The sequence below is a fragment of the Comamonas humi genome, assembly GCF_054782535.1.
Window position 1 is genome coordinate 1 of the sequence record NZ_BAAGSH010000005.1, and the last position, 12,086, is coordinate 12,086.

Annotated in this window: 12 protein-coding genes; all 12 read right to left on the reverse strand. The window is 67.2% G+C overall.

Annotation, left to right across the window (positions count from 1 at the left end; genetic code table 11):
- Positions 1–199: 199 nt before the first annotated feature.
- Positions 200–967 carry a class II glutamine amidotransferase gene (locus ACYVKR_RS04315; RefSeq protein ID WP_460479572.1) on the reverse strand — a complete coding sequence of 256 codons (768 nt, stop codon included), beginning with the start codon at positions 965–967 and terminating at the stop codon, positions 200–202.
- 53 nt (positions 968–1,020) lie between these two features.
- Complete coding sequence (locus ACYVKR_RS04320; protein WP_460479573.1) at positions 1,021–2,502, reverse strand: MFS transporter; 1,482 nt, start codon at positions 2,500–2,502, stop codon at positions 1,021–1,023.
- Positions 2,503–2,656: 154 nt separating this feature from the next.
- Positions 2,657–2,887, reverse strand: a complete 231-nt coding sequence (locus ACYVKR_RS04325; RefSeq protein ID WP_460479574.1) for a cysteine-rich CWC family protein — start codon at positions 2,885–2,887, stop codon at positions 2,657–2,659.
- On the reverse strand, positions 2,884–3,819 hold the full coding sequence (locus ACYVKR_RS04330) for a DHH family phosphoesterase (RefSeq protein ID WP_460479575.1): 936 nt from the start codon (positions 3,817–3,819) through the stop codon (positions 2,884–2,886). Before ACYVKR_RS04330 ends, ACYVKR_RS04325 begins: the two co-directional genes overlap by 4 nt.
- Before the next feature lie 67 nt (positions 3,820–3,886).
- Positions 3,887–5,338, reverse strand: coding sequence for an aldehyde dehydrogenase family protein (locus ACYVKR_RS04335; protein ID WP_460479576.1), 1,452 nt, complete (start codon positions 5,336–5,338; stop codon positions 3,887–3,889).
- 22 nt (positions 5,339–5,360) lie between these two features.
- Positions 5,361–6,359 (reverse strand): TRAP transporter substrate-binding protein, encoded by a 999-nt coding sequence (locus tag ACYVKR_RS04340; protein WP_460479577.1) that lies wholly within the window; start codon positions 6,357–6,359, stop codon positions 5,361–5,363.
- Between the two features lie 11 nt (positions 6,360–6,370).
- Positions 6,371–7,339: an amidohydrolase family protein gene (locus tag ACYVKR_RS04345; RefSeq protein WP_460479578.1), complete on the reverse strand. Its 969-nt coding sequence runs from the start codon at positions 7,337–7,339 to the stop codon at positions 6,371–6,373.
- Positions 7,336–8,238: an amidohydrolase family protein gene (locus ACYVKR_RS04350; protein ID WP_460479579.1), complete on the reverse strand. Its 903-nt coding sequence runs from the start codon at positions 8,236–8,238 to the stop codon at positions 7,336–7,338. Before ACYVKR_RS04350 ends, ACYVKR_RS04345 begins: the two co-directional genes overlap by 4 nt.
- Positions 8,239–8,244: 6 nt before the next feature.
- Complete coding sequence (locus tag ACYVKR_RS04355) at positions 8,245–9,231, reverse strand: TRAP transporter substrate-binding protein (protein ID WP_460479580.1); 987 nt, start codon at positions 9,229–9,231, stop codon at positions 8,245–8,247.
- Positions 9,232–9,317: 86 nt separating this feature from the next.
- The gene (locus tag ACYVKR_RS04360) at positions 9,318–10,265 is read right to left on the reverse strand and encodes a YncE family protein (RefSeq protein ID WP_460479581.1); all 948 of its coding nucleotides are present in this window, start codon (positions 10,263–10,265) and stop codon (positions 9,318–9,320) included.
- Between the two features lie 9 nt (positions 10,266–10,274).
- Positions 10,275–11,555 (reverse strand): transporter permease, encoded by a 1,281-nt coding sequence (locus ACYVKR_RS04365; protein ID WP_460479582.1) that lies wholly within the window; start codon positions 11,553–11,555, stop codon positions 10,275–10,277.
- A gap of 13 nt (positions 11,556–11,568) precedes the next feature.
- Complete coding sequence (locus ACYVKR_RS04370; protein WP_460479583.1) at positions 11,569–12,081, reverse strand: TRAP transporter small permease; 513 nt, start codon at positions 12,079–12,081, stop codon at positions 11,569–11,571.
- Between the last annotated feature and the right edge of the window lie 5 nt (positions 12,082–12,086).

Below are 12,086 nucleotides of genomic sequence, written 5' to 3' on the forward strand. Positions count from 1 at the left end.
AGTGCGGATTCCCGTGTGAAAGTAGGTCATCGTCAGGCTCTTATCCTGCAACACCCCCCGTGCCCAAAAGGCCGGGGGGTTTTGTGTTTTTGTGGCTCGGAAAACGCCCACATACTCATCAGCAACTCAAAGAAAAAGGCCACTTGAAGTCAAGCGGCCTTGGCTATTTGAGTCAGCTCCCAACTTGGGCGTTTCGTTCTCAGATATGCAGGCGTATACCGTCCTGGAAGACCATCAGCTCCCCCGACTGGAACGAGGTCCATTGCTCATTGCGGGTCAATGGCGTGGTCACGATCACCGCGACGCGGTCCGACGGCGAGGTCTCTTGTGCAAAATCGACGCTGAGGTCTTCATCGCACAAATGGGCCTGCGCAAAGGGATAGGCTCGCTCCACGTAGCACAGGTGGGTGGTGGCATGCGCCCATAGCGCATCCCCGTTGGAGAGCAGGAAGTTGAAAGTGCCATGCGGGCTGATGCGGCGCGCCAGGTCGCGCAAGGTGTGGGTCAGCTCCTGCACGCTGGGGGTGCTGGCATGGGATTTCCACAGCTCCTGCATGATCCAGCAGAAGACATGCTCGCTGTCGGTGTTGCCAATGGGGCGGAAATGGGCGTGCAGCGGCGGGCGGAAATCCTTGAGGTCGCCGTTGTGGGCAAAGACCCAGTTGCGTCCCCACAGTTCACGCACGAAGGGGTGGCAGTTCTGCAGCAGCACCTCGCCTTGCGTGGCCTTGCGGATGTGGGCGATGACGTTGCGGCTTTTGATGGGGTAGCTGCGCACCATCTCTGCCACCGGCGACTGCATGGCGGGGCGGTGGTCCACCAGATGGCGCAGGCCGCCTTCCTCGAAGAAGGCGATGCCCCAGCCGTCGCTGTGGTGGTCGGTATTGCCTGCGCGCTGGGCAAAACCGGTGAAGCTGAAGGTGATATCCGTGGGGGTATTGCAATTCATACCCAGCAATTGGCACATGGCAAATCTTTCAAGGGCGCGCGCCGATCGCGCTGCAAGATACCGGCATTGTGTCACGCGCTAGGCATTGGACGGCTGGGGTTGCGGACAGTGCGCAGCTGCCACGCCGCTATCGCCGCCAGCGCGCAGACGGCGGTCAGAATCCAGAAGGTATCGCGAAAGCCCGCCAGGCGCTCCACGGTGGTGATGCCGGGCACCGGCGAGAGTTCGGCGTAGTAGCCGATGCGCCACTCCAGCACGATGCCGCACAGGCTGACGCCGGCGGCGCCGCCCAGCATGCGCACGAAGCTGAAGGTGCTGGAGCCCTGCGAGATCAGGCTTTTTTCCAGCGGGCGCATGCTGCCCAGCGTGAGTGAAGGCAACACAAAGCCCAGGCCGATGCGCCCCACGATGGTCAGCCCCACCAGCAGCCACAGCGACGACGAGGGCTGCAGCACCCCGATCCATACGAAGGATGCGGCCAGCAGGGCCAGGCCCCAGATCACCAGCCAGTGGGTGGGCAGGCGGTCGGCGAGGCGGCCGGCAATGGCGATGGCGCCGCCCAGGATGAGGCCAGACGGTAGCAGCGCCGTGCCCACCACGGAGGGTGAGTACGACAGGCCCAGCTGCATCATCACGGGCAGCAGGTAGGTGGAGCCGAACAGCGCGACGCCGTAGATGAAGGCGACGATGCAGCCCATGGCGAAAGGCCGGCACTGGAAGAGGCGCAGGTCCATCAATGGCCTGGTGCCGCGGTTGAGCAACCGCCGCTCCCAGGCCACGAAGGCGGGCAGGCAGCCCAGGGCCACACACAAGAGCACCAGCCCCTCATAAATGGAGGCATTGCCCAGCGCCACCAGGCCGTTCAGCAGGCAGACGGTGCCAACCGTGGCGATGGCCAGGCCGACCCCGTCCAGCGACTGGCCGTTGCGGTCGGCCTGCGCGCCGCCGGGCGCGGTGACGGGCACGTAGCGGAAGGCCAGCCAGATCGAGGCGATGCACAGCGGCACGACCATGAAGAACACCGAGCGCCAGCCGAACCAGTCGATCAGCAGCCCGCCCACGCTGGGGCCGATGGCCGGCGCGAGCACGATGCCCAGGCCGAAGATGCCGTTGGCGCGCCCCTGCTCGTGCGGCTCGAAGGCATGCAGGATGATGATGGCGGGGATGGGCTGGATCACGCCGGCCGCGAGGCCCTCGGCCACCCGGGCCAGCAGCACCAGGTTGTAGTCGCCGGCAAAGCCTCCGCCGATGCCGCCCACCATCAGCAGGACGACCGCGCCCAGATAGGTGTTGCGGTAGCCGTAGCGCGACAGCAGCCACGGCGTGGTGAGCATGGCAACGGTGGTGGCGATCATGAACGCCGAGGTAACCCACTGCGCGCGCGACTGCCCGAGGTTGAAGTGGTGGCTCATCTCGGGGATGGCCACGTTGAAGATGGTGGACGAGATGATGGCGGCCATCATGCCCACCATCGAGGTCAGCAGCAGCAGCCAGCGAAAGCGCTCGCCGTGGCGGTCACGCAAATCCTGCACGGTGAGATGGCGAATCGGCATAGGTATTCAGTGCATGGGAGCAGGCCCGGGCTGCAGGCGGCCTGTGCAGCGTTCGATTGTGCCTGCACTGGGGAGGGCGCAAGACCGGTGGTTTCGCCAGGGTGACTGGCCAGGCGCTAGCGCGTTGGATTGTTTGCTATTAAAAATATAGCTATTAGCGCTTGTTGGATAAGGCTTTGAGGCTGTTTTCGTGCAAATAGCGCTGCGCGCAGGCCGTGCAGATGCATTGCTGCCCCCGTTGCTCCGGCGCGATGGCGGCCAGCGCCTCGGGCGGGATGGTGGCCGCCATGCACCAGCATTGCTCGGGCGGCAGGCCCTGCGCCATCGCGCACTGGTTGTCGCCGCCGCAGAGCGGGCACAGCGACGCGATGGCGGGCGTGGTCATGCTGCGGGAGCCGGTTCGGTGCTGGCGGTCAGCGAGCCGGACAGCAGCTCCGGCAGGCGCGCGATGCCCATGCGGAAGCCGCAGGCCTGCGCGTGGCCGCCGCCGCCCATGCTTTCGGCCAGCGGGATGCAGTTGAACTCCGAGCGCGACCGCAGGCCGACCTTCACGCCCTGTTCGCTGGCCGACCACATCAGCGCGAATGTGCCGCTCTGGCGCGACAGGATGTCGCCCACCTGGCTGTGGAACATGCCGGGGGCGTTCACCATCAGGCCGGCGATGCCGTTGAAGACCACGGGCGAGGCGCCTTCGGCGATATCGGCGCAGAGCTTCTGGTACTTCTCGTCCATGGCGCCGCCGCGCGCGGTGAACTGCTGGAGTTGCTGCTCGGAGAAGGCCGCGATCTCGGCCCAGCGCTCGAAGCTGCGCGGCTCCATGTCCAGCGCCGCCAGGAAGGCTGCGCTCTCGGGGTACTGCCAGCGCCAGATGTCGCGGTCCTCGATGTGCAGGATCAGCGCCGGAATGGCCTGCTCGGGGTGGAAGAACTCCCAGGCCAGGCGGGCGCCGGACTTGTTCATGTCGAAATGCACCACGCCGCAGTGGCAGCGGTAGCCGGTCAGCTTCTCGGCCGCGCTCTTGTGGTGGTCCAGCAGCACCAGCTTGGCGCTGGCGGCTTCGATGGCCGCGAGGATCTCGGGGCCGAACGCGAAATCGAGGATATAGATGGCGCGGCCTGCCAGGTCGGGCAGGTCGGCGATGGTCTGCACATCGCCGTGGTCCAGGCCGCGGTACTCGGCCTTGTCGCCAAAGAACAGCCACGCGGCCAGCGCGGCGCCATAGCCGTCGGGGCAGCGGCGGCCGTGGTAGAGGATCAGGGGGCGCGGGTCCTGCAGGTCGGCAGCCACCGGCAGGCGGAGATCGGGCAATAGCTTCATGCCCGCCATTGTCGTGCAGTGGCGATACCCGATGCCGCCGGGCGGCCAGCGCCGCCCATGCCAACGCTCAAGCCAGCGTATAGGCCGTCTTCACCGTGGTGTAGAACTCCTGCGCATAGCGGCCCTGTTCGCGCGGGCCGTAGCTGCTGCCCTTGCGCCCGCCGAAAGGCACGTGGTAATCCACGCCGGCGGTGGGCAGGTTCACCATCACCATGCCGGCCTGGCTGTGGCGCTTGAAGTGGGTGGCGTACTTGAGGCTGGTGGTGGCGATGCCGGCGGACAGGCCGAACTCGGTGTCGTTGGCGACGTGCAGGGCCTCCTCGTAGTCCTTGACGCGGATCACGCTGGCCACGGGGCCGAAGATCTCTTCGCGGTTGATGCGCATCGTGGGCGTGGTGTCGGCAAACAGCGCCGGCGCCATGAAGAAGCCCTCGTGGCCGCTGCCCGTATGGCAGGCCACCCGCGCGCCGCCGGTCAGCAGTCGGCCGCCCTCGGATTGGCCGATCTCGACATAGGACAAGTCCTGCTCCAGCTGGGCCTGGCTCACCACCGGCCCCATGTCCGTGCCCGTGGCCAATGCCGCCCCCACCTTGATGGCCTCGACGCGGGCCCTCAGTGCCTCGACAAAGGCCGGATAGATCCTGTCGGTGACGATGATCCGGCTCGATGCCGTGCAGCGCTGGCCCGTGGAGTAGAAGCAGCTTTGCGCCGACAGCTCCACCGCCTGCGGCAGATCGGCGTCGTCCAGCACCACCTGCGGGTTCTTGCCGCCCATCTCCAGCTGCACCTTTTTGCCGCTTTTGACGCAGGCCTCGGCAATGCCGTGGCCCACGCCCACCGAGCCGGTGAAGCTGATGGCCACTACGTCAGGGTGATTGACCAGGGCCTCGCCGATCACGCGGCCGCGGCCCATCACCAGGTTGAACACCCCGGCCGGGATGCCGCTGCGGTGGATGATCTCGGCCAGCGCCCAGGCGCAGCCCGGCACCAGGTCGGCGGGCTTCAGGACCACGCAGTTGCCGAAGGCCAGCGCCGGCGCGACTTTCCAGGCGGGGATGGCAATGGGGAAATTCCACGGCGTGATCAGGCCCACCACGCCAATCGGTTCGCGCGTGATCTCCACGGCTATGCCGGGGCGCACCGAGGGAATGCTTTCGCCAGACAGGCGCAGGCATTCGCCGGCAAAGAACTTGAAGATCTGGCCGGCGCGCGCGACTTCGCCAATCGCTTCCGCGCGCACCTTGCCTTCCTCGCGCGCCAGCAGCTCGCCGAGTTCCTCCTTGCGGGCCAGGATCTCGCTGCCGATCCGGTCGAGCGCATCGCTGCGCGCCTGGATGCCCGAGGTGCTCCAGGCCGGAAAGGCGGCGGTGGCCGCTGCTACGGCGGCCTCCACGTCGGAGGCATCGCCCTGGGCGTATTCGCCGACCACATCGGCGAGGTTGCTGGGGTTGAGGTTGGGGGCGTAGCTCTTGCCGGCCGTCCACTGGCCGTTGATGAGGTTGTCGTGCTTGGATGTCATGGCGGTGCGGTGCAGGGTTGAATCAGGGTTTGCGGGCCTGGTCGATAGCGGTGAAGAACTCGCGGGCGGTCTCCTCGCCGGCGCCCGCGGTGTACTTGGTGATGACGGGCTGGAGCTTGTCGCGCATGCGCGAGCGCTCCTGCGGCGAGACGTCGTTGATCTGCATGCCCAGCTGGGTCAGTTCCTTGCGCAGCCTGGCATTGAGTTCGCGGCTGGTTTGGCGCTCGTAAGCCGTGGCTTCGAGCGCGGCGTCCTGCACGGCCTTCTGGTCGCTGGCCGAGAGCTTGTCCCAGAATTTCTTCGACACGATCAGCGCCAGCGCATCGTAGGCATGGCCGGTGGTCGAGAGGTATTTCTGCACGTCGTAGAACTTCTGCGCGTGGACCACGGTGTAGGGGTTCTCCTGGGCATCGACGGCGCGCGACTCCAGCGCCGTGAACAGCTCGGTCACCGACATGGGCACGGCATTGGCGCCCAGGCCGCCGAACATGTCGATGTAGAGGTTGTTCTGCATGGTGCGGATCTTCAGGCCCGCGATGTCCTCGGCATGCACGATGGGGCGCTTGCTGTTGGTCACATTGCGAAAGCCGTTCTCCCAGAAGGCCAGGCCCACCAGGCCGCGCTCGGGCAGCCGGGCCAGCAGCTTCTTGCCGAAGGGGCCGTCGAGCACGGCATCGGCCTCTTTCTCGTTGGCGAACGAGAACGGCAGGCCGATCACGCCGAACTCCTTGACCAGTCCCGCCAGCGTGGCGGTGGACGGCGCGGTGAACTCCTGCGTGCCGCCCTGCAGCGCGGCCTGCATCTGCAGGTCGCTGCCGAGCTGGCCCGCGGAATACACCGCCACCTTGATGCGCCCCGCGGTCTTGGTGCCCACCAGCTCGGCGAACTTGCGCGCGCCCAGGGTCTGCGGATGGCTGTCGGGCAGGCTGGTGCCGAAGCGGGCCTTGATCTCCTGGGCGCCGGCCAGCGCGCTCGCGGCCAGGGTGGCGGCCAGCAAGGCCAGTTTCCATGTCTTTTTCATCGGTGTCTCCTTCATTGCAAGTGGTACAGAGCGGTGGCGTTGTCGCAGAACAAGGCCAGGCGCTGAGGCGCGGGCAGGTCGGCAGTGATCTGCTTGAAGCCCGCGAAGATGTCACCCAGGCTGGCCACCAGCGCATCGACCGGGTGGTTGCTGGCGAATAGGCAGCGCTGCCAGCCGAAGATGCGGATCGCGTCATTCACGATCGGCGACTGCAGAGCGGGCGTCCAGCGCTGGCCCGCCACGCCCAGGCCCGAGATCTTGAGGAACACGTTGGACTCATGCGCCAGCACTTGCAGCGCGGCGCGCCAGGCGGCCAGCGAGGCGTCGTCCCGTTCGCTGGGCAGGCCGGTGTGGTTGACGACGATGGTGGTGTGCGGAAAGTCCCGTGCCAGCTCGGCGGCCTCGCCGAAATGCCACCAGGGCGCCTGCAGCTCGAACATCAGCCCGGCCGATTCCAGCCGCGCATAGCCGCCGCGCCAGCGCGGGCAGCGCATCGAGCCGGGCTCCGCATAGCCGGCATGGTGCTCGGCGCGCGGCAGGCTGCGCGGCTTGTGGCGCACGCTGCGCACCAGCGGCAGCCGGGCATAGGCGGCCAGCTGCTCGTCCCACACGTCGCGGTCCAGCCAGGCCTGCGCGGCCAACGCATGGGGCTTGCCGGTTTTCGCGGCCAGCTCCTGCACCCAGCGTGCCTCGCCGGTGGGGTCGCGCGGGTCCCATTCGCCCTCCATCAGCACGTGGCGCAGCACGCGGTGCGGTCCCTGGTTTCTGGCGTAGTCCTCGGGCAGGAAGTTGCGGCAGATGGCGCTGTAGTCGCCGTAGCGGAAGGGGATCAGCGGCCGCTGCCGCAGCCAGGGGTGCGGGTTGCGCTCCACGTCCCAGAAATGGTGGTGCGCATCGACGATGGGCAGCAGGCGATCGTCCTGCGTGGCCAGGAATTCCTCGCGGGCCGTCCGCAGGTCAGGCTGCAGGTCGTTCTTCATGGCGTGATGCGGTAAAAGCGCAGCGCGTTGCCGCCCATCACGGCGCGCTGCTGCTCGGGCGGCAGGTGGGCCAGCATGCGCAGCATCGCGGCCACCAGCTCGCGGTAGCCGATGCGCAGCCCGGCCACGGGGAAGTTGCTGGCGAACATGCAGCGCTGCCAGCCGAAGATGGCCAGGGTCTCGCGCACGATGGCGGCGTTGTCGGCTTCGTTCCAGGGCTGGCCGCGCAGGCCGAACTCGGACAGCTTGACGTGCACATTGGGCTCGCGCGCCAGCCGCTCCATGCCTGCACGCCAGTGCTGCAGGCCTTCGGGGCTGCGATCCCAGGCGAAGCCGTGGTGGTTCAGCACGATGGCCAGCTGCGGGAACATCGCGGCCACTTCGGCGGCCTCGGCCAGGTGCCAGCTGGGCACGCGCAGGTCCCAGCTCAGGCCCAGCCCGGGCAGCAGGGCCAGGCCGCGCAGCCAGCGCTCGTCCTGCATGGTGCCGGGCTGGCCCTGCACGGACTGGCCCGGCGCCGCCGCGGTGACGGGCTTGCTGCGGATGCCGCGCACCAGCGGGTGGCGCAGGTGCTCGCGCAGGCGTTCCTCAGTTTCGGGGCGATCCAGCCAAGCGTGGGCCACTATGGCGTTGGGAAAGCCGTGCTGCGCGTGCTGTTCGTGCAGCCAGGCGGTCTCGGCCACCTGCTCGCCGCGGTCGCGTTCGGCCTCGACGTGCACGGTGGCGATGACGTTGCAGCCTTCGCTGGCTGCCCGGTAGTGCGCGGGCAGGAAATCCTGGCACAGCGCGCGGTAGTCGCCCAGGAAGAACCGGTCCGCGTCGTACTCGTCCTGCAGCCAGGGGTAGCGGCCCTGGGCGAAGCTCCACAGGTGGTGGTGGGCGTCAACGATGGGCAACATGGCGCTTTACTTTGCCTGCTGGATGGCATCGACCAGCTGCATGCCGTACTTCTCGGCGAACTGCTGCTTGATCGGCTCGGCCACCAGCTTGCGGAAAGGCTCGGCGTTGATGTTCTCTTCGACCTGCATGCCCTGCGCGCGCAGGAAGGCGATGTCGCTGGCCTCGCTCTTCTTGATCAGCTCGCGCTGGTAGGTGCCCGCGGCCAGCGCGGCATCGACCAGGGCCTTCTGCTGCTCGGGCTTGAGGCCGTCGAACTTCTTCTTGTTCATCACCACCGGCATGGCGGTGTAGGCATGGCGCGTGAGCGACATGTACTTCTGCACCTCGTACAGCTTGTTGTTGCGCACGATGTTGACCGGGTTCTCCTGGCCGTCCACGGCCTTGTTCTCCAGCGCGGTGAACACCTCGGCCAGCGGCATCGGCGTGGGCGTGGCACCCAGGATCTGGAAGGCCTTGATGTGGGCCGGGTTGGGCGTGGTGCGGATCTTCAGGCCCTTGACGTCGTCGGGCGTGCGCACGGCGCGGCGCGAGTTGGTCAGGCTGCGAAAGCCCACCTCCCAGTACGCCAGGCCCTTCATGCCATGGCCTTCCAGCTCGTCGAGCAGGCCGCGGCCGATGGCGCCGTCGAGCACCTTGTAGGCATGCTCGGTGCTGTCGAACATGTAGGGCAGGTCCAGCACGTTCATGCGGCCGACCATGCCGGTGTAGTAGGGCGTGCCCGAGGTCGCCAGGTCGATGGTGCCACCGCGCACGCCGGCGATGACGGTGTTGTCGTTGCCCAGGGTGCTCGAGCCGTAGACCTGCACCTCGACCGCGCCGTTGGTGCGGGCCTTGACCTGCTTGGCGAACTCCAGCGCCGCGAGGTGCTGGGTCTCGCTCTCGGCGCCGGAATGCGCCATGCGCAGCTTCACGGTTTGCGCCAGCGCGGGCTGGGCGAGCAGCAGGGCGGCGGCTGCAGCGGCCAGGGTCTGGAGGAATTTTTGTCTTTTCATCGCCGGGCCGCCCCAAGATGAAAAGCGGCCCCCCTGGGGGGCAGCGGCTACATGCAGTGAGCAAGCGTGGGGGCTATTTTTCATTTTCAGTCTCCTTGAATCCACAGATAGGACGAATCGGGCTCGCGCAGCGTGGCGATCTCCTGCTCGAAGGCGAAGCTGTCGAGGTTCAGGCGGCGCACCTTCTCGTCCTGGAACGAGATGTAGGCGGCGCGCTGCGCGGGGTGGAAGGACAGCGCCAGCGGATTGGCCGGCAGCTCCACGCAGCGCTGCTCCACCAGGTCCAGGCCGAAGATGGACAGGCTCTGCTCGCCCGAGTTGGTGGTGAGCAGGCGGTCCTGCCCGTCCGCGCCCCGGTAGCGGTACACGCGGTTGGGATCGCGCCGCGTCTTGCCCGAGGCCACCACGGCCATGCGTGCCGTGTCGATGGCCACCAGGGTGTCGTCGCCGCGGTTGGCTACATAGAGCAGCGATTCGTCGGCCGACAGCACATTGCCCTCGGGCACCGGGCCGGGCACGACGGCCATGGGCGCGAAGGTCGGGTCGTTGGGCTTGATCTTGGTGACGGTGTTGGACAGCAGGTTCAGCGCATAGGCCGTCTCGGCGTCGCGCGTCAGCGCGAACAGGTGCGTCTTGTAGCCGCCCGAGGGCACGGCCAGGTCGGGCACCTGGCGGGCCAGCGGGTCGGAAAAGCGCAGCAGCGCGTTGTGGCCCTCCGACATCGCGAACAAGCGCCCCCGGCCATCCACCGCCAGGCCGTGCGGGCGATAGAAGGGCCACATATCGAGCGTCTTGACGTGCTCGCGGCGCTGCAGGTCGATCACGAACACCGAGTGCCCGCCCGGGTCGCCGAGGTGGCTGGCGGTCTCGATGCCGTAGTGGCCCACGTAGGCGAGCTGGCGCACCGGATCGACCACGAACTCGTGCGGGAAGTTGGGCACCACGATGTGCTTGTCGGCGCGGCCGCTGGCCGCGTCGTAGAAGCTGAAGGTATGGGCGCATTTCTGCACCAGGAGCAGGGTTTCACGAGACATGGGAATCCTTCAACGGAACCAGCTTGCGGGCACCGTAATGAGCTGCGGGAACAGCACGAACAGGAACATCAGGATGGTCTGCGCCAGCAGGAAGGGCCACACGCCCTTGATCACGTCGTCCAGCTTGGTCTTGGCCACGCCGGCCACCACGTTCAGCACCGTGCCCACGGGCGGGGTCAGCAGGCCGATGGCGTTGTTCATGATGAACATCACGCCGAAGTAGTACGGGTCGATGCCGGCCTGCTTGACCACGGGCATCAGGATGGGCGTGAGGATCAGCACCGTGGGCATCAGGTCGAGCGCGGTGCCCACCACGATCACCAGCAGCATGATCACGAACATCAACAGGATCTTGTTGCCCATGAAGGGCTCGAGCAGCGCCGTGGTCTGCGCCGGGATGTCGGCGATGGTGATGAGCCAGGCCGACACCAGGGCCGCGGCGACGAGGAACATCACCGTGCTCGAGGTCTTGGCCGCCACCAGCATGAGGCGCGGGATCGCGGGCAGCTTCAGTTCGCGGTACACGAACAGGCCCACGACCAGCGCATAGACCACGGCCACCACCGCGGCCTCGGTCGGCGTGAACACGCCGAACTTCATGCCGCCGATGATGACGCCCGGCAGCACCAGCGCCCAGACGCCGTCGACGAGCGCGCGGCCGAACACGCGGGCATCGAACTTGCGCCCGGCCGTGATGTTCGTCTCCTTCTTCGCGCACAGCCACCAGGTGATGGCCAGCGTCACCGCCATCATGATGCCGGGGAAGATGCCGGTCATGAACAGCTTGGTGATGGACAGCTGCGATGCGACGCCGAACACCACGATGGGGATCGACGGCGGCACCACGGGCGCGATGATGCCGCCCGAGGCGATCAGGCCCGCGGCGCGCGGCACGTTGTAGCCCGAGTTGCGCATCATCGGGATCAGGAGCGCCGCCACCGCCGCCGTATCGGCCACGGCGGAGCCGGAGATGCTGGCCACGATCAGGCAGGCCAGGATGGCCACGTAGCCCAGGCCGCCGCGCACATGGCCCACCAGGGCCTCGGCCACGGTGACGATGCGCCGCGACAGGCCGCCGGCGTTCATCAGCTCGCCCGCGAGCATGAAGAAGGGCACGGCCATCAGCGGGTAGTTGTTCACGCCCTCGAGCAGGTTCTGCGCGAGGATCTGGGTGTCGAAGGTGCCCAGCTGGATCATCAGCGCCACGCCGCAGGCCAGCAGCGAGAACGCGATCGGAACGCCCAGCGCCATGGCGCCGAGCAGTGCGATGAGGAAGACGGCAATGGTCATGGTGCGGTCCTCCTCACTCGCCGGCGCTCACGCTCTGGGGCACCAGCTCGTCGGCCGGCATGCGGCCAGTGACCTGGCGCCACAGCGAATGCAGCAGCATCAGGGCCATGCCCACGCTGCAGATGAGCAGGCTCAGGAACACGATGCCCAGCGGCACGCCGGTGACGGGGGCGGCGTTGTCCATGCCGATCACCACCTGCTCCCAGGTGCCGTGCGCCAGCAGCACGCAGCACACCAGCGTGATGGAGTCGGCCAGGAAGCGGCAGATGCGCTGGCCGGTCTCGCCCAGGCGGTCGATGAGGCTGGACATGCCCAGGTGGGCGTTGTCCTTCATCACCACCAGCGCGCCGATCAGCGTGAGCCACATGAAGATGAAGCGCGAGACCTCCTCTGAGAACACGATGCCGGAGTTGAAGAAATAGCGCAGCACCACGTTGCCGAACACCAGCGTCACCATGACGGCGAGCATGACGATCAGCAGGTATTCAGCGGCCTTGGTGGCCAGTTTGGCGAACAGTTGGGGCATGGCGG